Source organism: Micromonospora sp. NPDC049049, from assembly GCF_040649115.1.
Lineage (GTDB): Bacteria > Actinomycetota > Actinomycetes > Mycobacteriales > Micromonosporaceae > Micromonospora.
The window spans coordinates 133,521-159,758 of record NZ_JBEZEX010000016.1; the positions used below are offsets into that span (position 1 = coordinate 133,521).

21 protein-coding genes are annotated in these 26,238 nt (G+C 73.2%); 16 read left to right on the forward strand and 5 right to left on the reverse strand.

Annotation, left to right across the window (positions count from 1 at the left end; all coding sequences use genetic code 11):
* Nucleotides 1-54 precede the first annotated feature (54 nt).
* The 7 genes from AB0B68_RS18300 (at nucleotide 55) to AB0B68_RS18330 (ending at nucleotide 6,477) form a co-directional block, all read left to right on the forward strand.
* The gene (locus AB0B68_RS18300; RefSeq protein WP_357261264.1) at nucleotides 55-978 is read left to right on the forward strand and encodes an ornithine cyclodeaminase family protein; all 924 of its coding nucleotides are present in this window, start codon (nucleotides 55-57) and stop codon (nucleotides 976-978) included.
* A 79-nt stretch (nucleotides 979-1,057) separates the two neighbouring features.
* Nucleotides 1,058-2,566 (forward strand): 30S ribosomal protein S12 methylthiotransferase RimO, encoded by a 1,509-nt coding sequence (gene rimO, locus AB0B68_RS18305; RefSeq protein WP_357195273.1) that lies wholly within the window; start codon nucleotides 1,058-1,060, stop codon nucleotides 2,564-2,566.
* 77 nt (nucleotides 2,567-2,643) lie between these two features.
* Nucleotides 2,644-3,234 carry a CDP-diacylglycerol--glycerol-3-phosphate 3-phosphatidyltransferase gene (gene pgsA, locus AB0B68_RS18310; protein ID WP_357195219.1) on the forward strand — a complete coding sequence of 197 codons (591 nt, stop codon included), beginning with the start codon at nucleotides 2,644-2,646 and terminating at the stop codon, nucleotides 3,232-3,234.
* 240 nt (nucleotides 3,235-3,474) lie between these two features.
* Nucleotides 3,475-3,954: a CinA family protein gene (locus AB0B68_RS18315; RefSeq protein WP_357195271.1), complete on the forward strand. Its 480-nt coding sequence runs from the start codon at nucleotides 3,475-3,477 to the stop codon at nucleotides 3,952-3,954.
* Between the two features lie 209 nt (nucleotides 3,955-4,163).
* Nucleotides 4,164-4,598 (forward strand): helix-turn-helix transcriptional regulator, encoded by a 435-nt coding sequence (locus AB0B68_RS18320; protein WP_357195216.1) that lies wholly within the window; start codon nucleotides 4,164-4,166, stop codon nucleotides 4,596-4,598.
* Nucleotides 4,599-4,795: 197 nt separating this feature from the next.
* A complete protein-coding gene (locus AB0B68_RS18325) occupies nucleotides 4,796-5,668 on the forward strand; it encodes a PspA/IM30 family protein (RefSeq protein ID WP_357195212.1) in 873 nt (290 codons plus the stop codon).
* A gap of 23 nt (nucleotides 5,669-5,691) precedes the next feature.
* Nucleotides 5,692-6,477: a hypothetical protein gene (locus tag AB0B68_RS18330; protein WP_357195209.1), complete on the forward strand. Its 786-nt coding sequence runs from the start codon at nucleotides 5,692-5,694 to the stop codon at nucleotides 6,475-6,477.
* A 71-nt stretch (nucleotides 6,478-6,548) separates the two neighbouring features.
* Here the strand turns inward: AB0B68_RS18330 and AB0B68_RS18335 are convergent, their stop codons facing one another.
* Together AB0B68_RS18335 and AB0B68_RS18340 are read right to left on the reverse strand one after the other, a co-directional pair.
* Entirely contained in the window at nucleotides 6,549-10,160 is a 3,612-nt protein-coding gene (locus AB0B68_RS18335; protein ID WP_357195206.1) for a hypothetical protein, read from the reverse strand.
* Between the two features lie 165 nt (nucleotides 10,161-10,325).
* On the reverse strand, nucleotides 10,326-11,135 hold the full coding sequence (locus tag AB0B68_RS18340; protein ID WP_357261267.1) for a DNA-formamidopyrimidine glycosylase family protein: 810 nt from the start codon (nucleotides 11,133-11,135) through the stop codon (nucleotides 10,326-10,328).
* A gap of 109 nt (nucleotides 11,136-11,244) precedes the next feature.
* Between AB0B68_RS18340 and AB0B68_RS18345 the strand changes: the two genes are divergently transcribed.
* A complete protein-coding gene (locus AB0B68_RS18345) occupies nucleotides 11,245-12,504 on the forward strand; it encodes a hypothetical protein (protein WP_357261270.1) in 1,260 nt (419 codons plus the stop codon).
* A gap of 33 nt (nucleotides 12,505-12,537) precedes the next feature.
* On the opposite strand, the gene AB0B68_RS18350 is transcribed toward AB0B68_RS18345, so the two are convergent.
* Both AB0B68_RS18350 and AB0B68_RS18355 read right to left on the reverse strand, forming a co-directional pair.
* Nucleotides 12,538-12,780 (reverse strand): CPCC family cysteine-rich protein, encoded by a 243-nt coding sequence (locus tag AB0B68_RS18350; RefSeq protein ID WP_238671784.1) that lies wholly within the window; start codon nucleotides 12,778-12,780, stop codon nucleotides 12,538-12,540.
* Nucleotides 12,781-12,805: 25 nt separating this feature from the next.
* The gene (locus AB0B68_RS18355) at nucleotides 12,806-13,606 is read right to left on the reverse strand and encodes an SAM-dependent chlorinase/fluorinase (protein WP_357195197.1); all 801 of its coding nucleotides are present in this window, start codon (nucleotides 13,604-13,606) and stop codon (nucleotides 12,806-12,808) included.
* Between the two features lie 102 nt (nucleotides 13,607-13,708).
* On the opposite strand from AB0B68_RS18355, the gene AB0B68_RS18360 reads away from it, so the two are divergent.
* Nucleotides 13,709-14,263 (forward strand): hypothetical protein, encoded by a 555-nt coding sequence (locus tag AB0B68_RS18360; protein WP_357195194.1) that lies wholly within the window; start codon nucleotides 13,709-13,711, stop codon nucleotides 14,261-14,263.
* 212 nt (nucleotides 14,264-14,475) lie between these two features.
* Here the strand turns inward: AB0B68_RS18360 and AB0B68_RS18365 are convergent, their stop codons facing one another.
* Nucleotides 14,476-19,146, reverse strand: coding sequence for a DEAD/DEAH box helicase (locus AB0B68_RS18365; RefSeq protein WP_357261273.1), 4,671 nt, complete (start codon nucleotides 19,144-19,146; stop codon nucleotides 14,476-14,478).
* Between the two features lie 178 nt (nucleotides 19,147-19,324).
* Here AB0B68_RS18365 and AB0B68_RS18370 point away from each other — a divergent pair, with 178 nt between their 5' ends.
* The 7 genes from AB0B68_RS18370 to mnhG all read left to right on the forward strand — a co-directional run bounded on the left by AB0B68_RS18370 (nucleotide 19,325) and on the right by mnhG (nucleotide 26,168).
* Complete coding sequence (locus AB0B68_RS18370) at nucleotides 19,325-19,711, forward strand: hypothetical protein (RefSeq protein ID WP_357195188.1); 387 nt, start codon at nucleotides 19,325-19,327, stop codon at nucleotides 19,709-19,711.
* Between the two features lie 414 nt (nucleotides 19,712-20,125).
* Nucleotides 20,126-22,960: a Na+/H+ antiporter subunit A gene (locus AB0B68_RS18375; protein WP_357261276.1), complete on the forward strand. Its 2,835-nt coding sequence runs from the start codon at nucleotides 20,126-20,128 to the stop codon at nucleotides 22,958-22,960.
* On the forward strand, nucleotides 22,957-23,436 hold the full coding sequence (locus tag AB0B68_RS18380) for a Na(+)/H(+) antiporter subunit C (RefSeq protein WP_357261279.1): 480 nt from the start codon (nucleotides 22,957-22,959) through the stop codon (nucleotides 23,434-23,436). The genes AB0B68_RS18375 and AB0B68_RS18380 overlap by 4 nt, the downstream gene beginning before the upstream one ends.
* A complete protein-coding gene (locus AB0B68_RS18385) occupies nucleotides 23,436-24,941 on the forward strand; it encodes a Na+/H+ antiporter subunit D (RefSeq protein WP_357261282.1) in 1,506 nt (501 codons plus the stop codon). The genes AB0B68_RS18380 and AB0B68_RS18385 overlap by 1 nt, the downstream gene beginning before the upstream one ends.
* Nucleotides 24,938-25,549: a Na+/H+ antiporter subunit E gene (locus AB0B68_RS18390; protein ID WP_357195176.1), complete on the forward strand. Its 612-nt coding sequence runs from the start codon at nucleotides 24,938-24,940 to the stop codon at nucleotides 25,547-25,549. The genes AB0B68_RS18385 and AB0B68_RS18390 overlap by 4 nt, the downstream gene beginning before the upstream one ends.
* Complete coding sequence (locus tag AB0B68_RS18395; RefSeq protein ID WP_355009523.1) at nucleotides 25,546-25,809, forward strand: monovalent cation/H+ antiporter complex subunit F; 264 nt, start codon at nucleotides 25,546-25,548, stop codon at nucleotides 25,807-25,809. Before AB0B68_RS18390 ends, AB0B68_RS18395 begins: the two co-directional genes overlap by 4 nt.
* A complete protein-coding gene (gene mnhG / locus AB0B68_RS18400; protein ID WP_355009596.1) occupies nucleotides 25,809-26,168 on the forward strand; it encodes a monovalent cation/H(+) antiporter subunit G in 360 nt (119 codons plus the stop codon). The genes AB0B68_RS18395 and mnhG overlap by 1 nt, the downstream gene beginning before the upstream one ends.
* Nucleotides 26,169-26,238 lie beyond the last annotated feature (70 nt).

Below are 26,238 nucleotides of genomic sequence, written 5' to 3' on the forward strand. Positions count from 1 at the left end.
CCGCCACCACGATCCGTTGACCTCTACCTGACTTCAAGTTGCAGTATCGCCACCATGACCATGCTCTACGCCGACCCCGAGGTCGCCGCCGCGCTGGACGCCGCCACCACGGTCGCCGCCATGCGCTCCGCCCTCCTGGCCGCGTACGAGGGGCGCCTGATCGCGCCGCCCCGGGCCGCCGTACCGCTGGGCGGCGGGCGGATGGTGCTCACCGCCGGGCACCTGGTCGGCGAGTGGTACGGCTTCCGCTCCTACGACACCTTCGGTCACCCGCAGGGCGAACAGTTGGTGGTGCTGCACGACGCCCGGACCGGGGCGATCCGGGCGGTCGCGGTGGGCGAGGAGCTGGGCTCCCGTCGTACCGGAGGGTTGGGGGGTCTCGCGGTCGACGCGCTGGCCCGTCCCGACGCCGCAACCCTCGGGGTGATCGGCTCCGGTCGGCAGGCGTGGACCCAGGTCTGGGCCGCCGCCGCGGTCCGCCCGTTGCGCGAGGTGGTGGTGCACAGCCGCTCCGCAGCTCGCCGGGAGGCCTTCGCCGCCCGGGTCCGTGTCGAACTGGGCGTGCCGGCCCGGGCGGTGGCAGATCCGGGGTCGGCCGCCACCGGGCGGGACCTGGTGGTGCTGGCGACCACCAGCCCGACCCCGGTGCTCTGCGCCGCCGACCTCAGCCCCGGCACGCACGTCAACGCGGTCGGTTTCAAGCAGCGCGACCGCAGCGAGTTCGGCAACGACCTGCTGGACACCGCCGACCTGCTGGTCACCGACTCACCGGCCCAGGCGGCGGACTACCAGCCGCCGATGCTCGCGGCCACACCCCCGTACGCCAGGCGGTTGCACGACCTGGGCGGCATCCTGGCCGGCGCGGTCCCCGGCCGGACCACCGCGGACCAGATCTCCGTCTTCTGTTGCACCGGCCTCGCCGGCACCGAGGTGTTCCTGCTCGACGCGCTGACCCGGGTTGGCGCCGAGGCGCGCTGACGGAATGACGTTCTCCTCCGTGTCGACCGTCTCCGCAGCCCGCGTGCGTGGGCTCACCCGGCCGGCCCGGTACCCTCGGATGGTGTCTGCCACCTCTCCTTCTCCCGCTGACCACGCCGACGGCCGTCGCGTCGCCCTGCTGACCCTGGGCTGTGCCCGCAACGAGGTCGACTCCGAGGAGCTGGCCGCCCGCCTGCACGCCGACGGCTGGCAGGTGACCACCGACGGCGAGGGTGCCGACGTGGTGGTCGTCAACACCTGCGGCTTCGTGGAGAAGGCCAAGCAGGACTCGATCCAGACCCTGCTCGCCGCCGCCGGAACGGGCGCCAAGGTGGTCGCGGCAGGCTGCATGGCCGAGCGGTACGGCCGGGAGTTGGCCGACAGCCTGCCCGAGGCCCAGGCGGTGCTGAGCTTCGACGACTACCCCGACATCGCCGCCCGGCTGAACGCCGTCGTCGCCGGCGAGCAGATCAGCGCGCACACCCCACGGGACCGGCGCGAGCTGCTGCCGCTGACCCCGGTGCAGCGCCGCGACAGCGGGGTGTCGCTTCCCGGCCACGGCACGGTGACCCGCACCGTCGTCGACACCGACGAGCACACCCCGGCCCACCTGCGCCAGGTGCTGCGTCGACGGCTCGACACCGGTCCGGTGGCCTCGCTGAAGCTCGCCAGCGGCTGCGACCGCCGCTGCGCGTTCTGTGCCATCCCGGCCTTCCGTGGGGCCTTCGTCTCGCGTACGCCCGACGAGCTGCTCGCCGAGGCGGAGTGGCTGGCCAAGACCGGCGTACGGGAGCTGGTGCTGGTCAGCGAGAACTCCACCTCGTACGGCAAGGACCTGGGTGACCCGCGCGCCCTGGAGAAGCTGCTGCCCCAGCTCGCCGCGGTGGCCGGCATCGTCCGGGTACGGGCCAGCTACCTCCAGCCGGCCGAGACCCGGCCCGGGCTGGTCGAGGCGATCGCCACCACCCCGGGCGTGGCACCGTACTTCGACCTGTCGTTCCAGCACTCCAGCGAGCCGGTGCTGCGCCGGATGCGGCGTTTCGGCTCCACCGACCGGTTCCTGGAGCTGCTGGCGAGTGCCCGCGCCCTGGCTCCGGACGCCGGCGCCCGGAGCAACTTCATCGTCGGTTTCCCCGGCGAGACCCGCGGCGACGTCGACGAGCTGGTGCGGTTCCTGACCGAGGCCCGGCTCGACGCGATCGGCATGTTCGACTACAGCGACGAGGACGGCACCGAGGCGGCCGGCCTGCCCGGCAAGGTCTCCGCCGCGACGATCAAGCGGCGCTACGACCGGCTCAGCGCCCTCGCCGACGAGCTCTGCTCGCAGCGGGCCGAGGACCGGCTCGGCTCGACCGTCGAGGTGCTTGTCGACTCGATCGAGGACGGCGTGGTGGAGGGCCGGGCGGCCCACCAGGCGCCGGAGGTGGACGGTTCCACCACCCTCGTCGCCCCGGTCGAGGGCGGGGTCGACCTGGCCGCGCTGCGCCCGGGCGATCTCGTACGCGCAACGGTGACCGGCACCGAAGGGGTGGACCTGCTCGCTGTGCCGGATGAGATGATCTCGGCGGCGCCCGGCGCGGCACGGTGACGGCGGGCCCGAGCGGAGCGGGGGACCCAGGTGGTGCGGTGCCGGAAACGCCACGGCGGTCCGAGCGGAGTGCGGCGGTGACCGGGGCGACGGAGTCGACGCCGGGCCGGGTGGTGGCCGTGGTGCCCGTCGTCAACGCGGCGAACGCGTTGACCGCCCTGCGGCTGCTGCTGGTGCCGGTCTTCGCCGCCTCGGTGATCATGTCCGGGATGACCCACGCCGGTTGGCGGATGGCGGCCTGCCTGATCTTCGCGGTGGCCTCGGCGACCGACCTGGTGGACGGCTGGATCGCCCGCCGCTTCGGGCTGGTCACCTCGGTGGGCAAGGTGGCCGACCCGATCGCCGACAAGGCGCTGACCGGCGCGGCGCTGGTGCTGCTCTCCTGGTACGACCAACTGCCCTGGTGGGTGACCGCGCTGATTCTGGTTCGCGAGCTCGGCATCACCGGGCTGCGGTTCTGGGTGATCCGGCACGGCGTCATCGCCGCCAGCCGAGGTGGCAAGGTCAAGACCGCGCTCCAGATCCTCGCCATCGCCTGGTACCTCTGGCCGATGCCGGCCGCGCTCGCCGCCGTCGGCCCCTGGATCATGGCTGCCGCCGTCCTGGTCACGGTCGCCACCGGCTTCGACTACGTAGCGCAGGCCCTCCGCCTCCGCCGCCCCCGCTGACAGTCCCGGGCCCCCGCTTTCCGCCGTTGATCATGGGATTGTCGCCCTGCCGGACGGCGTGTCGTGACGCCAACTCCATGATCACCGCGATTGGGGTGGGGTCGGGGTCGGGTCGGCTGATTGGGTTGGGGACTGGTGGGTGGGGAACGACTGGTTTCTGCGACGGAGGGTGGGGTGTCGGTGAACGGTGGCGGGGCGAGTGGTGCCGGGGTCGCTGGTGACGTGGTGGGCGGTACCGACGTGGGCAGTGCGGCGGCGGGGGTCGTGCACCGGCTGGCCGAGCGGCACGAAACCCTGGCCACCGTCGAATCGCTCACCGGTGGGTCGCTCGCCGCTTCGATCGTGAACATCGCCGGGGTCAGCGGGGTCTACCGGGGCGGTCTCGTGGTCTACGCCACCGAGTTGAAGGCGACGCTGGCTGGCGTACCGGCTGATCTGTTGTCCGACCGGGGGCCGGTGGACCCGGACGTGGCGGTGGCGCTCGCCGAGGGCGGCCGGCAGCGGTGCGGCGCGGACTGGGGGCTGGCCACCACCGGGGTCGCTGGCCCGGAGCCGCAGGACGGGAAACCCGTGGGCCTGGTCTACGTCGCGGTTGCCGGACCGGACGGCAGCGAGGTCCGCCAGCTCGACCTGGGCGGTGGGCGGGACCACGTCAGAGCGGAGGCGGTGGTCGAGGCGCTGCGGTTGCTCTCCGAGCGGCTGGCCGCCGCAACCTCGTGACCGCCAGGGCCGAAACGGTCAGAGCCACCCGAGCCGACGCCACACGGGCGGCGGCGGGCCCGTCCCGACGAACCGACGGGCGGGGCGGGATGTCGCCCGGGCCCGCAACGGGTACGGTTGCGGGAAGGCTCCGACGTTCGGGGTCGGCGCGGTCCGCCGCAGCCGGTCGCCCAGCGGCGGGCGCGAGGTATCCCTCAGGGGGAGGTGCGATGATCCTGCTACGCCGGGTGATCGGTGACGCACTGCGAGCGCGCCGGCAGGGCCAGCAGCGCACGCTGCGTGAGGTCTCCACCGCCGCCAACGTCAGCCTCGGCTACCTCTCCGAGATCGAGCGCGGGCACAAGGAGCCGTCGAGCGAGCTGCTCGCCGCGATCTGCGACGCCCTCGGTGCCCGCCTCTCCGAGCTGCTGCGTGAGGTGAGCGACACCGTGGCGCTCGCCGAGCAGATGCCCGGGGTGCTCGTCTCGATGCCGGACGAGCCGGCCGAAGCCGCTGCCAAGAGCACCAGTCGGGGTGTCCGTCAGGTCACCTCCGACGGCAAGGTCGCCGTCTCGGTCCGCCAGGACTCGCCGCTCAAGGCCACCCTGCGCAGCACCCGGGTCCGCCCGACCGAGCGCGACCGGGACGTGGTCTGCGCGGCCTGAGCCGCGATTTTGTTGACCATGGGCGGGCTGGCCCCGGCCGCGTAGGGTTGCTCGCAGGAGCCGCCGGTGCTGTCGACCGCCCGGTACGGATGCCTCATTGGCGTTCGGCTGGGACGATGGAGACCGGCCGGCAACGGTCCGGTCGGTTCAGCCGGCCGGCCGTGGTGGAGCGACGCTACTGAGGGGATACCGCGGAGATGGCGAACCCGTTCGTCAAGGGTTGGAACTACCTGATGGCGCTCTTCGGTGCAAAGATCGACGAGCACGCCGATCCCAAGGTGCAGATCCAGCAGGCCATCGAGGATGCCCAGCGGCAGCACCAGGCGCTGGTTCAGCAGGCTGCCGCGGTGATCGGCAACCAGCGTCAGCTGGAGATGAAGCTGTCTCGGCAGATGACCGAGGTCGAGCGGTTGCAGGGCAACGCCCGCCAGGCCCTGGTGCTCTCCGACCAGGCCCGGGCCAAGGGCGACGAGGCCGAGGCGGTGCGGTTCGAGCAGTCCGCGCAGACGCTGGCCAGCCAGCTCGTCTCCGCCGAGCAGGCCACCGAGGACCTGAAGACGCTGCACGACCAGGCGCTGGGCGCCGCCGCCCAGGCCCGCCGAGCGGTCGAGAACAACTCGATGATCCTCCAGCAGAAGCTCGCCGAGCGCACCAAGCTGCTCAGCCAGCTGGAGCAGGCCAAGATGCAGGAGACGGTGGCCCGTTCCCTGGAGTCGATGTCGTCGCTGACCGCGCCGGGCACCACCCCGTCGCTGGACGAGGTGCGCGACCGCATCGAGCGGCGGTACGCCAACGCGATGGGTCGCGCCGAACTGGCCGGCAACTCCGTCGAGGGCCGTATGTTGGAAATTCAGAAGGCCACGATCGACTCGGCCGGCTCCGCCCGGCTGGAGCAGATCCGCTCCAGCATGGCGGGGGAGCAGCTCGGCGGCACGGCCCAGCGACCGGCCGTCCCGCAGGCCGAGAAGACCGGCCCGGCCAACGACCCGACGGCCGCCGCCCGGCTGGACGAGCTGCGCGCCAGCATGGCTCGCGAGCGGGGCACCGGCGACCCGACCGCCGCCGGCTGAACGACCGGATCGAAGGGGGCACTGTGGCAGACGAGCGGACCCGGTACTTCCGGAGGCTGGGTCGGCTTCGCCGGTCGGCCCGACGGTGGAGCGTGCTGGCCGGTGGGCTCGGCGGCGCGGCGGCGGTGCTGACTCCGTACGCCGGCCTTGGTCTGCCCGATGCGGCCTGGGCCGGCGCCGCGGGCAGCGCCGTGGCGCTCGCCGCCTGGCGCTGGATCGACGTGCGTGCCCTGACCGCCCAGCCGGCGCCCCCAGCGCTCGACCCGGCCGAGGCGGCGGCCCGGTCGCGGGCCCGACTGATCGCCGCCGTCGAGCGGCTGCCGGTCGGCCCGGGTGTACTGGCCGAGGTGCGCCGGGTCCGCTCCCGGATCGCGCTGCGCGGCACCAGCGCCGGAGAGCAGTGGGCCCGACTCGACCGGGCGGCGCTCACCCTGGCCGGAATGGCCCCCCGACTCACCGGGCTGGCCGAGCCGGCGGTGCTGGAGGCTGCCGCAGCCGACCGCTCGCTGCGCGACCTGGCCGCTCGGGTGGCCAGCGTCGAACGCGCGCTACGGCTGGCCCCAGCCGACGCCCGACCACCGCTGGCCGAGGCGCACGCCGCGCTCACCGCTCAACTGGAGGGCGGGGTGGCGGCGTACGAACGGCTGGTGGTCGCCGCCGCCGGCTACCTGGCCGAGGACTCCCGACCGGAGACCGCCCATCCGGCCGCCGACCGGCTCACCGAGGCGACCGACCTGCTGCACGGGGTCGCCGGGGCGCTCGCCGAGCTGCGGGCCGTCGGCACCCCGCTGCGCGCGCCGACGCGCTGACGGCGCACGCGCTCCGAAACGCAGCGCGCTGACGGGGCACGGCCCGAGACGGCGCACGGACCTCGGGTCGGTCACTGTGGTGTCGTCACCAGGACCGGTCCGGTGTACGGCGAGGTGCCAACGACGTTGAACGACCGGATCCGGTAGTGGTACGCGACGCCCCGGGCCAACCCCGTGTTGGTGAAGCCGCGGCCGGTCACCGTGAAGGTGGCCGTCTCCTGTTCGAAGGCCGGGTCGAGTGCCCGCTGCACGATGAACCCGGACCCGGGGCCGCCGGGTGTGCTCGCCTCCCAGGCCAGGATCACCGTCGCGGTGTCCGGCCCCGGTGCGCTGGCGGTGGCGCTCACCCCGGTGGGGGTTCCCGGCGCGGGCGGCGAGGTCACCGTGGCGACCGTCGACCACGCGGAGGCGGAGCCCAGGTAGGTGGTGCGCACCCGGTAGTAGTACGTGGTGTCCGGTGCCACTGTCGCGTCCAGGTGGTTGTCGCCGACCCCGATCGCCGTGGTGCCCGGGCCGCTGGTGAACGTCGGGTTGGTGGCCCGCTGCACGTCGATGCCGGTGGCGAACGAGCGGTTCGTCCAGCGCAGCGCCACGCGCAGCGGGGCGGCCGGCGGGAGCGTCGCGGCCAGACCGCTCGGCGCGGCCAGGTGCACCGAGGCGGGTACCCCGTTCGACCAGGACGAGTAGCTGACCGCGTTCTCCGCCCGGATCCGGTAGTGGTAGGTCACCCCGGGGGTGACTGTCGCGTCGGTGTAGCGGGTGGCGGCGGCCGCGACGGTGATCGTGGTGACCTCCCCGCCGAAGGTCGCGTCGGTGGCCCGTTGCAGCAGGTGGCTGGTGGCGGGCGGACGCCCGCCGTTGCTGGTCCAGGCCAGCGCGATCGCGGGTAGCGCGGTGGCCGAGCCGGACACCGGTGTGGCGGTCAGCCCGGTCGGCGCCTTCGGCGCCACCCGCAGCACCAGCGGCCGGCTCATCCCGCCGTCGCGGTGGCCGGCGAGTTGACTGTGCCAGCGGTACTCCCAGCCCAGGTTGACCAGTTGGTTGACCACGGTGGCCGGTCGCCCGTCGATCGGACTGATCGGCGTCGACCCGGTCCGTGCTCCGGCCGGACGACAGGGGTCGAGCAGCCGGACGCTGTCTCCCAGCTTGAACGGAAGCACCGGCGCGACCGGGCGCAGCGCCACCACCACGTCCTCCCGGGGGTTGACCCGGATGACCCCCTTCCAGCCCAGCTCCGTGCCGTGCGGCAGTCGCAGCGTGCCGTCCCAGCCAACCCGGTTGATCACCTGCACGTCGCAGCCGGCGACGTGCAACGGCTCGGTCTGCCGGACGTTGCCGCTGATCCGCCAGAGCTGCGTGCCGTCGGTGGGGGAGCCCACCGGCACGGCGGGGTCGGTGGCGAAGAGCACCTCGGTGACCGGGTCGGTCGTACCGAGCGGCAGCGTCGTCGGGTTGAGCGGCCCGGCGTGCGGGTGCCCGACGCCGAGCCGGCCCGCCGACCGGCCGTGGTCCGGCTCGAAGATCTGCTGCGCGGCTTTCACCGCGATCGGCAGGGTCACCGGGCCGGTGCCGGCCGTCGGCGTGAACGTCACAGAGGAGGCGTGCACCGGCACCGTCGTCTGCGCCGGGGTCCGGGTGCCGAACGCCCTGTCGTACGCCGGCTGCGGGACGATCGGCGGGCGTTGGCTGGCCGCGTACGCCAGGGGCAGCCGTTCGCGCAGCCGGCTCAGGTCGTACGGCGGCTCGGGCGTCCCGGTGACCCGGAACTGGAGCAGGGTCCGGGTGTTCGGGCCGTACCCCGGTTCGGTCGAGGGCGGGCCGCCCTCGGCGCTGCGGTCCGGGGCGCCGGTGTGCTGGTCGTAGCGACTGTCGAAGCCGGGCAGTGGGGTCGGAGCGTCGTTGTAGAGGATCAGCGTGCTACCCGGCGGCACGGCGGTGAAATCGACGAGCACGTCGGCCCGTTCGCCCGGGGCGAGCAGCACTGTGTGTCCGTCGACGTTCAGCACTGTCGGGTCGAGCCGGTCGTAGCGGTAGCCGATCGGTTGGTTCGGCAGCACCACCGGTGCCGGCAGGAGGCCGGCCTCGTTGCCGATCTGGATGAACTCCGGGCCGGCGGCGCGCGGATCCGGCACACCGCCGTCGCGTCCGTCGGTGGGCCACCCCGCCGGACGGTCCGCCGCCCGCGCGGCTGGCACCATCGGCACCTCACCGGCGTCGGGGTCGGCGAGCGCCCCGTCGGCCGTCCACATCGCCGCGTCGGAGCAGGCGCGGTAGAGCTGAAGGTTGAGGCTGCGGTCCAGGCAGGCGTTGAGGATCCGGAACCGGTACGCGCGCGGCCGCACCTCCAGATACGGGTAGGCGACGCCGTTGACGAGCGCTGTGTCGCCGTACGCCTCGGGCACCGCCGACGGGTGCGGTACGCCGGGGCTCGACGGCGGCTCGTCCGGCGCGCCGACCGGGTCGTGGTGCGGGTTCGGCACCCAACCGTCGGCGGGGGCCTCGCCGGAGGCGGGGTTGCGGGACCAGGGTCCGTAGTCCCACCGGCCGGTGGCGTTGCGTCCGCCGGACCGGTACGGGTTCTGCCTGGGTTGGTAGACGTGCGGGTGCCAGAGGCTTCCCCGGGCGCCCCAGCGTTCCCGGTCCCAGGTCGGGTCCTCGGCGGCGAGTTGGGTGTCGTCCGGAACGAACGTCTTGTCCTCGATCACCAGCGGCACCTGGTCGGCCGGCAGCACCGCGTCGGCGACGAGCTGGTCCTCGGCCGGGTCGGTGATCAGGTAGAGCGCGAGCTGTCCGCCGTAGACGGTGAGTCGGGCCAGACCGAGGGTGTTGTCGTGGAACCACAGCAGCCGGCCGCTCTGCTCGTTCGGGAAGTAGAGCGTGGTGGCCCCGGTGCCGGGTGCCGGCATGTCCGGCACGTTGCCCAGGCCGGGCCCGGTCGGGTACGGGGTGATCTCCCCGGCCGGGGTGATCCACTGCCCCGGGTTGCCCGCGCTGGTCCAGCCGGTCTGCGCCCCGGCCAGGTGCAGCACGGCCCGGTTCTGTGGGTACGGCGCCGGACCGTCCAGTGGGCCCAGGCCGGCTCCCTCGACGGTGTCGTCGACCGGCAGGAACAGCTCGCCGGACCGGCCGGTGGGGAGCTGGTTGATGAACTTCACCCGGACCGGTCGACCCCGACGGGCGCGGATCATCGGCCCGAGGTGCCAGGGCCGCTCCGGAGGCGCCACCGTGTTGTGTCCGGCCGGGTCGGTGCCCAGGTTGAGTTGCCGGTAGCCGCGCAGCCGGGTGACCGGCAGGTCCCGGTGCAGCCGCTGCGCGTACTCCTGTAGGCCGATCTCGTAGTAGTCGCAGCCCGGATAGCTGATGGTGTCCGGCACCGCCACCGGCAGGTGGCTGCCGAGCTCGCCGCGGCCGGGCTGGCCCGGGACAGGCAGCGGGTCGACGAACTTGCGCAGCCCGGTCCCGGCCACCACCTGCCCGTCGGGGCCCCGGGTCGGGCGGGGGCTGTGGGCGAAGTTCGGCACCGGGCCGAAGTAGCGGGGCACGACGGCCGGGTCCAGGCTCGGCGTGACGACGGCCTCGTCGGCGGTACGCGGGGTCGGCACGGACGCGGCCCGGCTGTCGGCCTCGGTGTCGCGGGTGGTCCGCTCGAAGAAGGTGGAGCGGAGTCTGCGGAACATCGCCATGACTCTCCCCGGTTCGGGGCGCGAGGTCCGCCACCCCGGCGTGGGGGACCTCGGCACTCTGCTGACGGTCGGTGAGCGCTCAACCGCAGCATGCGACTCCAGCGGCCGGTTAGGAATTACCCAATCGTCCGTTTCTGCCGTGGATCCCGTCTGGCGAGAGCCTGGTCAGCCGGATGACGAGGGGCGCGGGAGCTCGGGCTGACAGACCGGGCACCAGTAGGTGACCCGTTCGCCGAGCTCCTCCTTGCGGATGGCGGTGCCGCAGCGGCGGCAGGGCTGAGCGCGGCGGCCGTACACGTAGCTGGTCTGCCCGCGGTGCAGTGAGCCGGTGCTGCTCTGCGTCCACCGGCCCCGATTGGCGGCGAGCAGCCGCTGGGAGAGGGCCACCAGGCCCGGCAGGTCGGGCACGTTCTCGACCGGGGTCCACGGTGACACGCCCCGCAGGAACAGCACCTCGCACTTGTAGAGGTTGCCCACACCGGCCAGGTTGCGCTGGTCGAGCAGCGCCTCGCCGATGGTCTGCTCCGGGTGGTCGGCGAGCCGACGGACCGCCTCCGCGGGGTCCCAGTCGGCGCCGAGCAGGTCGGGGCCGAGGTGGCCGACCAGGTGGTCCTCGTCGGCGGTCGGTACCAGGGTCAGGTCGTGCAGGTGGTAGCCGACCGCGACGGCACCAGGGCTGCGCAGCACCACCCGGATCAGGTGCGCGGGCCGTCCGCTCCAGCGTTCCCCCGGGGCGTACGCCCGCCAAGCGCCGTCCATCCGCAGGTGGGAGTGCAGGGTCCAGTGCTCCCCGGTCGGGGCGTCGAGCCGCAGCAGCAGGTGTTTGCCCCGGCTGGCCGACTCACGGACGGTCCAGTCGGTCAGGTCCGTGGTCGCCAGCTGCGGCACCCGGAAGTCACTGCCGGTGATCCGCGCGCCGGCCAGCGCACGCTGCAGCACGCGCGCGGTGTTCCAGACGGTGTCGCCTTCGGGCACCCTGCCATCCTCCCTCTTTCGAGCAAGATTCGCATGTGTCGCTATTTGTACTCAGGTTCCTCATGATCTACCGACATGCGAAGGTCAGGGGGTTCTGAGGAGAATGCCCATGACGCGACCCTCTTGTCGTATCCCATCCGTCGCCCTCATCGCCACCCTCGCACTCCTGCTCGCCGCAGCGCTGCTGCCCGGCGGCCCTGCCCCGGCCGCACCCGGCAGCGCTCCGATCACTCTCGTCGCCGCCGCACCTGGCGACGAACGGTGGAGCGTCGACCTCACCATCGTCGACCGCGACGATGTCAACGTCCGGCGTAGCGCCGCCGGCCTCCGCCTGCGGGAGGCCCGGTCCAACGGGCACGGCGCCCGCAGCCCGCACAGCGCGGTCGCCGAGGGGATGCTGGTGACCGCTCCCCGCACCCTCGCCAGGCCGGCCACCCGGGTCCGCGCTGAGATCAACGCCGCAGTTCCGGCAGGGGCGACAGTGGAGGCGCAGGTTCGCGGCTGGCGGGCCGCCGGCTGGACGGAGTGGCGGGCGGCCACCACCGGCGCGGTCTTCGACAGGCCGGTCACCAGGGTGCAGACCCGGGTGGTGCTCACCGCCCCCGACGGCGGCGCCACGGCGACGGTACGGGGCGTGCGGCTCACGGCCGACGCGAACGCCGCCGTTTCCGCCGCCACGCCCGGCCGCACCTACCGGGTGTACGCCACCCGTATCGGGCTGGTCGGTGAGTTGACCGCCAACGGCCGTACCGTGCAACCCCGGGACCACTTCGCGGCGCTGCCGTCGCGGCGAGGGCTCTCACCGTTGAACACCGGCGACTACACAGTGCGGGTCTGCACCACCAGCGGCTCCCGCTGCGAGTACGCCCCGGTCTGGGACGTCGGGCCGTGGAACACCCGCGACGACTACTGGAACCCCTCGTCGGTCCGGGAGAACTGGAAGAACCTGCCGCAGGGCCGGCCCGAGGCGCAGGCCGCGTACCAGTCCGGCTACAACGGCGGACGGGACCAGTTCGGGCGGACCGTGCTCAACCCGGCCGGCATCGACCTGGCCGACGGGACGTTCTGGGACGGGTTGCGACTGACCACCAACTCCTGGGTGGACGTCGCGTACCTGTGGACCGGAGGGGGGCCGCGCGGTGTCGTCGGTGACGGGCCGCTCAACATCCGCACCGGGGCCAGCACGTCGTACGCGACGCGAGGCCTCGCCGCCCGGCTGGCCCATGTGCCGATCCAGTGCTACGTCACCGGTCAGTCGGTCGCCGGCCCCTACCGGACCACCACCCGCTGGAACCGTCTGGCCAGTGGCCAGTACGTCAGCCACGCGTACATCTCCAGCGTGTACGGCGGCAGCGTGCCGGTCTGCTGAGCCACGCTCACCCCGTCGGGCGCTCCGTCGAGGTCAGGGGCGCTCGTCGGGGCGAGCCGTGCGCACCATGTCCTGGTAGCGCGGGTGGCTGGCACCGTAGACGGCGTAGTTGAGGCGGGCGTGCGTCAGGCTCAGGTCGCCGTTGGGGCCGCCCCGGACGGCATCGGCGTCGGCGTCGGTCTGGCCGTCGTCGGTCCAGAAACAGACGGGGCAGGTCCCCCCGCCGGTTCGGGATGCACAGCAGGGACAGCCCACAGGAACCACATGCTCACCCACCGGAGAAGCATTCCACAGTCGAACATCAGCCCGATACCCGCAGGAGGTCCCCCGGGAAGGCGGCGAGGAGGTCCGCGGCCCGCCCGCCGTTGACCGCGACCGCCACCAGACCGGCCGAGTCGACGTAAGCCACCAGGCCTCCGGCCGGGGCGTCGCCGAAGGTGCGCCCGTGCACCGCCGTGAGGGCCGGCGTCGGTCCCGGCGGACCCACCCGCAGCGTGGCCGGCAGCCGATCGAGCAACTCGGCCGGCGCGGCAAGTTGGACGTTGCCGAAGTGGTCCACTGTCAGCACCTCGGCGGTGAAGCCCTCGGCGTCCCGGGACACCGTCGGCGCCGGAAGTCGCACCAACCCGGCGGGGTCGACAGGTTGGCCCGCCTCGGCCAGCGGTGCGCCGAGCGCCAGCCGGGCCGCCGCCGGTGCGAAGACGTCCCGACCGTGGAACGTGGCGGACACCTGGGCGGCCAGCCAGCGCGGCTCGGTCAGCTCGACCGCGTCGGTCACCCCACCGAGCGCGGTGGCCGCGTCCAGCAGCAACCCGTTGTCCGGTCCGACCAGCAGTCCGCCCGGGGTGGCCAGCGCGACCCCCCGCCGGGCGGTGCCCACACCCGGATCGACCACCGCCACGTGCACTCCCACCGGCAGGTGCGGCACGGTCTGCGCCAGTACGGCAGCACCGCGCCGGACATCAGCCGGTGGCACCAGGTGGGTCACGTCGATCACCCGGGCGGCCGGCGCGATCCGGGCGATGACCCCGTGGCAGGCGGCCACGAAGCCGTCGGTGAGGCCGTAGTCGGTGGTCAGCGAGATCCAGGGCACGGCGGACATGCCCGCAGGCTAGTGGAACCCGCGCTGTGCTGGCGGATACGGGACAGCGCAGTGGCCGACCGGCCCCTCCCGCCGCGGGAAGACGTTGTGCAGACTGCCCTGGTGACAACTCGGAACCTCCCCGCAGTCGGAATCCTGCTGGTCGCCGTCGCCCTCAGCGCCGGTTGTGGCAGTGACGACGACGGCAACCCGACCGCGACCCCGTCCGTCTCGTCCGAGGCGGCCCCGACCGGCCTGCCGACGCCCCAGGCCGCACCCAGTGCCGACAGCGCGACCCCGCCCCCCGCTGCCCAGGGCACGACGCAGCGACGGCCGGCCAGCCCGCCGCCGGTGGTGCTGCCCAAGCGCCCGGCCAGCGCGCCCGGCGCGAAGCAGGTCGTCGATGCTTTCCGGGCCGCCGGTCTGAAGGTGCCGCACCCGAAGGACCGTTCGGTCGACTGCGGGCCCGACGGCCTCGGCCTGGGCTGTTCCGAGCTGATCGCCACCGACGCCGTAACGGTGTACGTCTTTCCGGACGAGACCAGCGCCAGTGACATCGCTGAGACGTGGGGTGGCCAGTCGTACCGGCGCGGCGCGGTGGTGTTGAACTACCTGGAGGCGAAGACCCCGGCCGCCGACCGCCCCGGCTATGAGAAGGCCCTCGACCGGCTGGGCTGAGCCGCCGGCGTGGCCGGAGCGTGTTGTTCTTTTGACCGTGATGTCTGTGAGTCATCGTGATGACTCACAGACATCAAGCTCTCTGCGGAATTGCCTTCGGGGCCTCGGCTGGCCGGTGGCGCGCCGGGCGTCGATCGGCGGGCGCTCGTCCGTGTTGAGGCGACGGGCGGCCGGGCACGCCCGGCCCACAAGGGTGGTCCGGAACTGGCGGGTCAGCCGCGCAGGCGTAGGCCCCGGGGGGTGGCCCGGAAGCCGGCGGCGGTCAACGCGTCCCGCAGTGGCGACGAGTGCACCGCCTCGCCGTCGGCCCGCTCCACCGACATCGCGCCCAACGCGCCCGAGTGGACGGCGTCGGCGAGCGCCTTGCCGGCTGCGGCGAGCGTATCGGTGTCGTCGGTGAACGAGAGCAGCGTTCGGCCGCCGCGTTCGACGTAGAGGACGAGGTCACCGCCGACCTGCACCACCAGGGCGCCCGCCTTGCGACCGGCCCGGTGCCCGGTCGCCGGGGTGGCGCCGTCGCCGGAGTCGATCACCCGTTCCGGCCAGGGCAGCGCCGCACCGTACGGGTTGGCCGGGTCGGTCGCGGCGAGCACCGTCGCCACCGCGCCCCGACCTCGGGCGCCGTCTGTCGGCTCGGCCAGCGTGCGCAGCCGGTCCACAGCACCGGGTACGGCGAACTGCGCCGCCCCGAGCCCTTCGACGAAGTAACCCCGGCGGGCCGCGCCGCGCTCCTCCAGCGCCGACAGCACCGGGTAGACCGCCGAGAACCCACCGACCACCTGCTCGGCCATCACCGCGCCCCGGGTGACCACCCCGTGCCGCTCCAGCAGCAGGTCGGCGAGCGCGGCGGCCCGTCGGGTCGGGTCGAGGTCCCGCTCCGGGAGACGCGACCAGCGGCCGGCGACCGTCGGCGGGCCACCCCGGGTCGGCAGCGCCACCCGACCGGGCCGCCGGTAACGGGTGCGGGGCGCGGACGGCCGGGAGCGGTGCGCGCCGCCGGCGCCGAGCACCGCGCGCAGCGGGGCGAGGGTGTCGTTGCTGAGGTACCCCGCCCAGACCAGGTCCCAGATCACAGCGGTCAACGCGGCGTCGTCGGTCGACCCGACCCGGTCGGCCAGCGGGCGGAAGAAGAGCGCCTGCCCGTCGCCGAGCGCGTCGAGCACCGCGTCGTGCAGCGGGGTACGGGTCAACGCCTCGTCGGGCGGCGGGAGCAGGAGCGGTGCGGCGTCCGCGTACGCCAGGGTGACCCAGCCGTCGCCCCCGGAGATCGCGCCCGACCCCGCCCAGAGCACCTCCCCGCTGGCGCACAGCTCGTCCAGCTGGGCGGGGGAGTAGTCAGCCACCCGGGCGGGCAGCACCAACCGCTCCAGCGCTGACGCCGGAACCGCAGTGCCCTGCAACTGCTCCACGGTGGCGGCGAGCGCCTCCACACCTCGGGCGGACGAGCCGACCTGCTGCCAGCGCGGCAGGAACGTGGCGAGGGCCCGGGGCGGCACCGGCTCGATCTCCCGGCGCAGCGCGGCGAGGGAGCGGCGACGCAACATCCGCAGCACCTCGGCGTCGCACCATTGGGCGCCGGCCGAATCCGGTGTGAACTCCCCGGAGACCACCCGCCCGGTGGCGCCGAGCCGGCGCAGCGCCTGCTCGACGACGAACACCCCGAGCCCGAACCGGGCCGCGCAGCTCGCCGCGGCGAACGGCCCGTGGGTGCGGGCGTAGCGGGCCACCAGGTCACCGAGCGGATCGGCCACCGGAGCGAGGTACGCCTCGGCCACCCCCATCGGCAGCGCCACGCCGAGGGCGTCGCGCAGGCGGGCGGCGTCCTCGACACCCACCCAGCGCTGCTCGCCCGCGATCCGGACCCGCAGCACCCGGCGGGTGGCCTCCAGCTCACTGAGCCACGTCTCCGGCACACCCCGCTCGGTCAACTCGGCGTCGCTCAGGTCACCGAGCACCCGCAGCAGCTCGACGACGTCCTCGGCGTCGCGGGGGCGGCGCTGCTCGGTCAGCCACCGCAGTTGCCGGTCGGTCTCGGTGAGCACCGCCGGGTCGAGCAACTCCCGCAGGTCGACACGGCCGAGCAGCTCGCCGAGGAGCGTGGAGTCGAGGGCGAGTGCGGCGGCGCGGCGCTCGGCCAGCGGGGCGTCACCCTCGTAGAGGAACGCGCCGACGTAGCCGAAGAGCAGCGACCGCGCGAACGGCGACGGCGCGCTGGTCTCCACCTCGACCAGCCGCACCTTGCGGCTGGCCAGGTCGCGCATCAACCCGGCCAGCGCCGGCTGGTCGAAGACGTCCTGGAGGCACTCCCGGGCAGCCTCCAGGGTGACCGGGAAGTCCGCGTACTCGCGGGCGACGTCGAGCAGTTGCGCGGCCCGCTGCCGTTGCTGCCAGAGCGGTTGGCGGCGCCGCGGGTCGCGGCGCGGCAGCAGCAGGGACCGGGCGGCGCACTCCCGGAAACGGGCGGCGAACAGGGCGGAGGTGCCGACCGACTCCTCCACGAGCTGGGCGATCTCGTCGGGCTCGAAGACCACCACGTCGGCGCCGGGCGGCTCGTCGGCGGTGTCCGGAAGACGCACCACGATGCCGTCGTCGGAGGGCATCACCTGGGCGTCGACCCCGTACCGCTCGGCCAGCCGGCGGCCCACCGCGAGGGCCCAGGGTCCGTTGACCCGGGCACCGAGCACGCTGTGCACGGCCAGCCGCCAGTCACCCAGCTCGTCGCGGAACCGCTCGACCACCACAGTGCGGTCGTCGGGCAGCGAGCGGGTGGCCTCCCGCTGCTCGCGCAGGTAGGCCATCAGGTTGCCGGCGGCCCAGTCGTCCAGCCCACCGTCGCGTAGCGCGGCCACTGCCGCCTCGTCGGTCTGGCGCAGCAGGGTGCGGACCCGGGCGCCGATCGCCCGGCCCAGCTCCACCGGCCGGCCCAGCTGGTCGCCCTTCCAGAACGGCATGCGGGCGGCCTGCCCCGGGGCGGGCGAGACCAGCACCCGGTCCGGAGTGATCTCCTCAATCCGCCAGGAGGACGACCCGAGCAGGAAGACGTCGCCGACCCGGGACTCGTAGACCATCTCCTCGTCCAGCTCGCCGACGCGGGCGGCCCGCTCGGCACCGGCCAGGAAGACCCCGAACAGACCCCGGTCGGGGATGGTTCCGCCGCTGGTCACCGCGAGGCGTTGCGCCCCCTGGCGGCCGGTGAGCACGTCGGTGGCCCGGTCCCAGACGAGCCGGGGGCGCAGCTCGGCGAACGCCGTGGACGGGTAGCGGCCGGAGAGCATGTCGAGCACGGCGTGCAGCGCCGAGTCGGGCAGCTCGGCGAAGGGCGCGGCCCGGCGGACCAGCACGGCCAGGTCGCTCAGCGCCCACGGTTCCAGCGCCACCATCGCCACGATCTGCTGGGCCAGCACGTCCAACGGGTTGCGCGGGTAGTGCAGCTCCTCGATCGCTCCGGCGGTCATCCGCTCGGCGACCACCGCGCAGGAGAGCAGGTCGCCGCGGTGCTTGGGGAAGACCACCCCCCGCGAGACCGCGCCCACCTGGTGCCCGGCCCGGCCGACCCGTTGCAGACCGGCAGCCACGCTGGGCGGCGCCTCGATCTGCACCACCAGGTCGACAGCGCCCATGTCGATGCCGAGCTCCAGGCTTGAGGTGGCCACCACCGCCGGGAGCCGGCCGGACTTGAGCGCTTCCTCGATGTGCTTGCGCTCCTCCCGGGAGACGCTGCCGTGGTGGGCGCGGGCGATCACGGGCGCCGCGCCGGTGGCCGCGCCGGACTGGGCCATCACCTCGGCCGGCGGCCGGTTGCGCAGCGGACCGGCGGGACCGCCCCAGCGCTGCGCGCCGGATGCCGGGTCACCGTCGCCCGCCGGGTCGTCGCCGGCCGGCAACCCCTCCGGTACGCCGATCCCGCCCTCGCCCGACGCGGATGCGGCCACCGCCTCGGCGGCCAGCTCGTTGAGCCGGGCGCAGAGGCGCTCGGCACTACGCCGGGAGTTGGTGAAGACGATGGTCGAGCGGTGCTGCCCGATCAGGGTGAAGACCCGTTCCTCCACGGCCGGCCAGATCGACGCCCGACGTGGCCCGGGGCCGCCGAGGTCGTCCTCTGGTGGCTGCTCCTGCTCGTCCAGGCGGGTCATGTCCTCCACCGGGACCTCGACGCTGACCTCGATGGTCTTGGGGGTGGCCGGCTGCACCACGTCGACCGGGCGGGCGCCGCCGAGGAACTGCGCACAGGCGTCGATCGGCCGGACGGTGGCCGAGAGGCCGATGCGCTGCGCCGGGGCGGGCAGCAGCTCGTCGAGGCGTTCGAGGGAGAGGGCGAGGTGAGCGCCGCGTTTGCTGCCGGCCACCGCGTGCACCTCGTCGACGATCACCGTCTGGATGCCGCGCAGCGAGTCGCGAGCCGCGGAGGTGAGCAGCAGGAACAGCGACTCGGGCGTGGTGATGAGGATGTCCGGTGGGGTGCGGGCGAAGGCGCGTCGCTCGTCGGCGGGCGTGTCGCCGGTGCGCATGCCGACGGTGATGTCGGGCGGTGCGACGCCCAACCGGGTGGCCGCCTGCCGGATGCCGGCCAGCGGAGCGCGCAGGTTGCGCTCAACGTCGACGGCGAGAGCCTTGAGCGGGCTGACGTAGAGCACGCGGCACCGCTGGCGGGCCTCGGCGGGTGCTGGCTCGCTGGCGAGTCGGTCCAGTGACCAGAGGAAGGCCGCGAGCGTCTTGCCCGAGCCGGTGGGCGCCACGACGAGCGCGTTGCGGCCGGCGGCGACCGACCGCCAGGCGCCGGTCTGCGCGGCGGTCGGGGCGGCGAAGGCGTTGTCGAACCAGGCGCGGGTGGCCGGGCCGAACCCGGCCAGCACCGCGCCGGCGTCTGCGTCTGCCCCGGTCACCGGTCCATCGTGCCCCGCGGGTCCGACATGCACGAGCGACCTCACGACGGAATGAACCAGCAAAAGGCAAAAAGCGTGGAAGGTGCGCTTAATACGTTAAGTCTCACTTAACTGCTTGCTTCTGAGGAGCAACATAAAGTAACTTCACTCGCAACGCGAACCGGGGTGAGGGGATGTGATGGCCGGCGAGCAGCGCACCGTCGAACCGGGCACCGACGTGCTGATTCGCAAGGTCGACAGCCACCTCGCCGCGCTCCGCGCTGGCCTGCACGGCCCCGAGCTCGAGCTCGCCGAACGCCTCGCCCACTGTCTACGGCAGATGGTTCTCTGCACCGCCCAGGCCAGCGCCGCCGACCGTGGTCAGGTCCGCGTGGCGGTGCACTACTTCGTGCTGCGTCGCGAGAGCCGTGGCCGCCTGCTGTCGGTGCGGTCGCTGACCGCCGCCGAGCGGGTGGTCGACCGGGTCGCCCGCCAACTCGGCCGCCCCGACCTGCTGGCCGAGCTGCGCCGAGAGCGCCCCGCACCCGACGACGCGCAACCCCTCAACAACGCCCTCCTGACCTGACAACCCCGCCCCACCCCGCGCCTCGCGCCCCACGGCCACCCCGCGCCCCACCGCCACCCCGCGCCCCGCGCCTTCGCCCGCGCCCCGTACCCCTGGCTGCGGTCCGCGCCCCACGCGTGCCCCGTCCGCCCCCACCCACCCGTCGATCAAGGAGTTGTGGTGGGTGACAAGTGACCCGTGAAAGACCAAATCGGGCACCACAACTCCATGATCGACCGGGGTGCGCTCCTCGTTCCCCGCGATCTTGCACTTCCTGGGGCTGAGGGGTGGGGGTCGGGGTGGGGGTGGAGTGGGGTTGGAGGGCTTGAGGGGACGAATTCTGGCAAAACCGCCCGGCGGGGGAGGAACTGGCGTCTGATCGCTGCTAGGCGCCACCGCTGCCACGGGCGTCGGCCATGTCGATCGGGAGCGCAGGTGCTGGTACTGCTCATCCTCCATCTCGTGGCGGCTCTCGCCGCGCCCCTGCTCGTCCGCCGGTGGGGTCCGCGTGCGTGCTACCCGCTGGCGCTCGCGCCGGCTGCCGCGTTCTGCTGGGCGGTGGCCCGCACTCCGGCCGTCGCCGATGGCGGGGCGGTGGTCGAGACGTACCCGTGGATCCGGCAGTTGGGCCTCGACATCGCGTTCCGGCTCACCACGCTGTCCTGGCTGATGACGCTGCTGATCGGCGGCGTCGGCGCGCTGGTGCTGGTCTACAGCGCCCGGTATTTCGGCGCCGGTTCCAGCGGGCTGGCGCGGTTCGTCGCGGTCCTGGTCGCCTTCGCGGGCGCGATGCTCGCGCTGGTCTTCTCCGACGACCTGCTGCTGCTCTACGTCGGCTGGGAGCTGACCACGATCTTCTCGTACCTGCTGATCGGGCACAGCACCGAACGGCGGTCCAGCCGTTGGGCGGCGGCACAGGCGTTGACAGTCACCACGCTGGGCGGACTCGCCATGCTGGTCGGCTTCATCATGCTGGGCGAACACGCCGGCACCTACCGCTGGTCGGAGATCAGCGAGCAGCCTCTGCCGGGAGGCGGGTACCTGGTGGGCGCCGTGCTACTGATCCTGGCCGGCGCGCTGTCCAAGTCGGCGGTGCTGCCGTTCAGCTCGTGGCTGCCGGTCGCGATGGCGGCACCCACTCCGGTCAGCGCCTACCTGCACGCCGCCGCCATGGTCAAGGCCGGTGTCTACCTGGTCGGGCTGCTCGCGCCGGTCCTCGCCACGGTCGGCCCGTGGCGGCCGCTGGTGCAGGTCGCCGGCGTGGCGACAATGCTGCTCGGCGGGTGGGCCGCGCTGCGTCAGACCGACCTCAAGCTGCTGCTGGCGTACGGGACGGTCAGCCAGCTCGGCCTGCTGGTGGCGGTGACCGGCTCGGGCACGCCCGACGCCGCGTTGGCCGGCACCGCGATGCTGCTGTCGCATGCCCTGTTCAAGGCGGCGCTGTTCCTGGTCGTCGGCATCATCGACCACGGTGCCGGCACCCGTGACCTGCGCGAGCTGTCCGGGGTGCGGCACTGGTCCCGGCCGCTGTTAGTGGTCGCAGTGCTGGCCGCGGCGTCGATGGCCGGTGTGCCGCCGCTGGTCGGCTTCGTGGCCAAGGAGGCGGTGTTCGCGGCCTTCACCGACCAGCCGGTGCTCCTCACCGGCCTGGTCGCCGGGACGGTGCTCACCGTCGCGTACAGCGCCCGCTTCCTCTGGGGCGCGTTCGCCGACCGGCCGGGTGTGGCGCCGGTCCCGCAGGGTTCGATCGCCGCGTCGCTGCTGGTCCCGCCCGCGGTGCTCGCCGGTGTCGGTCTGCTCGCCGGTCCGGCCGCGAGCGTGCTGGACGACGTGCTGCGCCCGTACGCCGATCTGCTCGGCGGTGTCGACGCGCACCTGGCGCTCTGGGCCGGACCGACCCCGGCGCTCGGCCTGTCCGTGCTGGCGCTCGTCGGTGGCGGTCTGCTCTTCGCCGCGCGCGGGCCGCTCGCCCCGGTGCTGGCCCGGCTCCGGTCACCGGTGGGAGGCAACCAGGGGTACGAGTGGGTGGTCGGCCGGTTCGACCGGATGGCCATCGAGGTCACCAGCGCGACCCAGCGTGGCTCGCTGCCGCAGTATCTGGGCATCATCCTGGTGACACTGGTGCTGGTGCCGGGTGCGGCGATGCTTTCCGCCAGCCCTTGGCGTGCGCGGATTCCACTCTGGGACAGCGCGCTGCAACCGGTGGTCGTCGTGGTGATCACGGTGGCGGCGGTGCTGGCGGTCGGCGCCCGTCGCCGGCTGACCGCGATGCTGCTGGTGGGCATGACCGGCTACGGCACGGCGATGTTGTTCGTGCTGCACGGAGCGCCCGACCTGGCGCTCACCCAGTTCCTGGTGGAAACCGCGACGATCGCGGTCTTCGTGCTGGTGCTGCGTCGCCTGCCGGAGCGGTTCTCGGCCCGCCCGCTGCGCCGTACCCGTTGGGTCCGTCGGGTGATCGGGGTGGCGGCGGGTGTGGTGGCCGCCGGGTTGGCCCTCACCGCCGTCGGTGCCCGCCGGGCACCGGACATCTCCGCCGCCTTTCCGGATCTGGCGGTGGTGCACGGGTACGGCCGCAACGTGGTCAACGTGACCCTTGTCGACATCCGGGCCTGGGACACGATGGGCGAGCTGGCGGTGCTGGTGGTGGCCGCGACCGGGGTGGCCAGCCTGATCTTCGAGCGCTCCCGCACCGGGCCGCGGCCGCGCCGGCCCGGTGCCGAGCAGGAGGAGAGCGGACGCGGCCGGCCGGTGTGGCTGCGCGGTGGCCCCACCCTCTACGAGGAGCGCCGCTCCATCGTGTTGGAGGTGGTCATCCGGCTGATCTTCCACACCGTGGTGCTGTTCTCGCTGTTCCTGCTCTTCTCCGGGCACAACGCGCCGGGCGGCGGGTTCGCCGGCGGGCTGGTGGCGGGTCTCGCCCTGGTGGTGCGCTACCTGGCCGGAGGCCGGTACGAGCTGACCGAGGCGGCCCCGATCGGCGCTGGCGCGATTCTCGGCGCCGGGCTGGCGATGGCGGTGGGCAGTGGCGTGGTGGCGCTGCTGCTCGGCGGGTCGGTGCTGGAGAGCGCGAAGGTCGACCGAACCCTGCCACTGATCGGCGACGCCCATCTGGTCACGTCGCTCTTCTTCGACATCGGCGTGTACCTGGTGGTGATCGGGTTGGTCCTGGACATCCTGCGCAGCCTCGGTGCCGAGGTGGACCGGCACATCGAGGCCACTGGAACGGCCAGCGGCGGGTTGGCCGTCGACAAGGGGGACCGGGCATGACGAGGAGCGGTGCGGGGCCGACGTTGGTGCTGGTGCTCGCCGTCGCGGTGCTGGTCGGGTGTGGGGTGATTCTGCTGTTGGAGCGCAGCCTGACCCGGATCCTGCTCGGGGTGATCATGCTCGGCAACGGGGTGAACCTGTTGATTCTGTTGGGCGGGCGGTCGGGTGGGGCGCCGATCGTCGGCACGGGTCCGGTGGAGCGGATGAGCGACCCGTTGCCGCAGGCGATGGTGTTGACCTCCATCGTGATCACCTTCGGGTTCTCCGCGTTCCTGCTCGCTGTGGCGTACCGCAGTTGGTATCTGTCCGGGGACGACGAGGTGCCCGACGACCTGGAGGACAGGCAGATCATCCGCCGGGCCGGACGCAACGAGGTGGGTACTGTCGATCACGGTGGCGAGGGCCCGAACGGAGACCCGGAACAGGTCGATCCCGAGCCGGCCCGCCGACGGCTACGACGCGGGGACGAGTCGTGATGCGCGCCCTGGTGCCGCTGCCGGTGGTGGTGCCGCTGCTCGGTGCGGCGCTGACCCTGCTGCTGGCCGGGAAGCCCCGAATCCAGCGCGCGATCAGCGTGCTGTGTCTGAGCGGCACGCTCACGGTGGCGGTGGTGCTGCTGGTGCAGGCGTACCGGCACGGGCCGGTGGTGGTGGCGGTCGGGGGGTGGCCGGCGCCGGTCGGCATCGTCCTGGTGGCCGATCAGCTGGCCGCGCTGATGGTCGTGGTCTCGTCGGCGGTGACGCTGTGCGTGTTGCTGTACTCGGTGGGCCAGGGCGGCAGCGAGACGATTGAGAGCTCCCCGGTGTCGATCTTCCACCCGACGTACCTGGTGCTCACGGCGGGTGTCACGAACGCGTTCCTGGCAGGTGACCTGTTCAACCTCTTCGTCGGGTTCGAGATCCTGCTGGCCGCCAGCTTCGTGCTGATCACCCTGGGGGGGACGGAAACCCGGATCCGGACCGGGTCGACGTACGTGGTGGTCAGCATCCTCTCCTCGATGATCTTTCTGACGTCGGTGGGTCTGGTGTACGCGGCCACCGGCACACTCAATCTCGCCCAGCTCGCCCAGCGTCTCGACGACCTGCCCGGCGGTGTCCGACTGGCCCTGGAGCTGATGTTGCTACTGGCCTTCGCGATCAAGGCGGCGGTCTTCCCGCTGTCGGCCTGGCTGCCGGACAGCTACCCCACCGCACCGGCTCCGGTCACGGCCGTCTTCGCGGGTCTGCTCACCAAGGTGGGCGTCTACGCGATCATCCGTACCGAGACGTTGCTGTTTCCGGGTGGGCGTGCCCACATCCTGCTCATGGTCGTCGCCGGGCTGACCATGGTGGTCGGCATCCTCGGCGCGGTGGCCCAGTCCGACCTGAAGCGCCTCTTCTCGTTCACCCTGGTCAGTCACATCGGCTACATGATCTTCGGGGTGGCGTTGAGCACCGTAGCCGGCCTCTCCGGCGCGATCTTCTACGTGGTGCACCACATCACCATCCAGACCACGCTGTTCCTCGTCGCCGGCCTGGTCGAGGAGCGTGCCGGCAGCACCGACCTGCGTCGTATCGGCGGGTTGGCCCGGGTGGCGCCGCTGCTGGGCGTGCTCTTCTTCATCCCGGCCATGAATCTCGCCGGCGTACCACCGTTCTCCGGCTTCCTCGGCAAGCTCGGCCTGCTCCAGGCCGGGGTGGCCGCCGGCGGGCCGCTGCCCGGGGTGCTGGTCGCGGCCGGCACGCTGACCAGCCTGCTCACCCTGTACGTGGCGTCCCGGGCGTGGAACATCGCCTTCTGGCGCGCGCCCCGGCTGGCCACCAGCGAGCCGGGGATCCAGCTGCCGAGGCTGATGGTGGGCGCCACAGTGGCCCTGGTCGCCCTCGGGCTCGCGTTGACAGTGCTGGCCGGTCCGCTCTTCGACGTCACCACCGACGCGGCTTCAGACCTGAGGCTGCGCACCCCGTACGTCCGTGCCGTGCTGCCGGGCGGTGTGCCGTGACCGGCCCCCCGGAGCCGGCTCCCGACACCCCCGGGCCCGCCATCGTGGGGCGAGGGCGGCTCGGGCGCTGGCGGGACCAGGCGGTGGCGCTCGGGTGGCTGGTGGTGGTCTGGATCCTGCTCTGGGGTGACGTCAACTGGGCCAACCTGATCGGTGGCCTGTTGGTGGGTGCGGCCGTGCTGGTGTTCTACCCGCTGCCGGCGGTCAGCTTCGGTGGCCGGTTGCGACCGTGGGCGCTGCTGGTGTTCGCGGGCCGGTTCGCCGTCGAGCTGGTCAGCGCGAGCCTGCACATCGCCCGGATCGCCGTGCAGCCCGGCTACCGACCGCGCGGGGCGATCATCGGGGTCCGGTTGCGGGTGGCCACCGACCTGAACCTGGCGCTCACCGCCGAGGCGGTCTCGTTGGTGCCGGGCACGTTGATCCTCGAGGTGGACCGGGACTCCGGAACTCTCTACCTGCACGTCCTGGACACCCACAGTCCCAGGGACCTGGACGTGGCCCGGGCCCGCACGCTCACCGTCGAGCGGCGAATCGTCCGCGCGATCGGCTCCACCAGCGAACTGCGCCGACTCGACGTCACCTCACCCGAGAAGGGAACCCGCCCGTGACCACCTTCCTGGCCGTCGTCCTCACCGCACTGCTGTCGGTCACCGCGCTCCTCGCGCTGGCCCGGCTCTACCGTGGCCCGTCGCTGGTCGACCGGGTGATCGCCGCGGACATGCTGCTCGCCACGATGGTCGCCGGGGTGGGCGCCGAGGCGGCGGTCAACCGGCACGCCACCACGCTGCCCGTGCTGGTGGTGCTCTCCCTGCTCGGCTTCGTGGGCTCGGTGTCGCTGGTCCGCTTCGCCGTCCGGGAGCAGCAGTGATCGCGACGATCGCGGACTGGCTCGGCGCCGGTTGTCTGGTGGCCGGCGCGCTGCTCGCCCTGGCCGCCGGGATCGGCGTACTGCGGTTCCCGGACGCGCTGTCCCGGATGCACGCGGCCACCAAACCACAGGTGCTCGGGGTGCTCCTGTTGCTGCTGGGCATCGCGTTGCGGCTGCGGTCCCCGGCGGACCTGGGCATGATCCTGCTGGTGGCGGTCTTCCAGTTGTCCACCGCGCCGGTCGCGGCGCAGATGATCGGGCGGGCCGCGTACCGGTCGGGGCGGCTTGACCGGAGCCTGCTCGACGCCGATGAGCTGGCCGAACGCGGATCAGGTGGTGGATCGGCGGGCCCGGCGTGAACGGCCCCGGGCGGTTCCGGTGAACCGGACGATCCGCTCCTTCGGCCCACCCCCAGCGGAGTCCCAGCCA

What these genes read in the sequence shown, in the direction of transcription:
- AB0B68_RS18380 (WP_357261279.1), top strand. Translation starts at nt 22,957, where the DNA reads ATGACGAGGAGCGGTGCGGGGCCGACGTTGGTGCTGGTGCTCGCCGTC.
- AB0B68_RS18300 (WP_357261264.1), top strand. Translation starts at nt 55, where the DNA reads ATGACCATGCTCTACGCCGACCCCGAGGTCGCCGCCGCGCTGGACGCC.
- AB0B68_RS18320 (WP_357195216.1), top strand. Translation starts at nt 4,164, where the DNA reads ATGATCCTGCTACGCCGGGTGATCGGTGACGCACTGCGAGCGCGCCGG.
- AB0B68_RS18385 (WP_357261282.1), top strand. Translation starts at nt 23,436, where the DNA reads ATGCGCGCCCTGGTGCCGCTGCCGGTGGTGGTGCCGCTGCTCGGTGCG.
- AB0B68_RS18355 (WP_357195197.1), bottom strand. Translation starts at nt 13,606, where the DNA reads ATGTCCGCCGTGCCCTGGATCTCGCTGACCACCGACTACGGCCTCACC.
- AB0B68_RS18345 (WP_357261270.1), top strand. Translation starts at nt 11,245, where the DNA reads ATGACGCGACCCTCTTGTCGTATCCCATCCGTCGCCCTCATCGCCACC.
- AB0B68_RS18335 (WP_357195206.1), bottom strand. Translation starts at nt 10,160, where the DNA reads ATGGCGATGTTCCGCAGACTCCGCTCCACCTTCTTCGAGCGGACCACC.
- AB0B68_RS18325 (WP_357195212.1), top strand. Translation starts at nt 4,796, where the DNA reads ATGGCGAACCCGTTCGTCAAGGGTTGGAACTACCTGATGGCGCTCTTC.
- AB0B68_RS18370 (WP_357195188.1), top strand. Translation starts at nt 19,325, where the DNA reads ATGGCCGGCGAGCAGCGCACCGTCGAACCGGGCACCGACGTGCTGATT.
- rimO (WP_357195273.1), top strand. Translation starts at nt 1,058, where the DNA reads ATGGTGTCTGCCACCTCTCCTTCTCCCGCTGACCACGCCGACGGCCGT.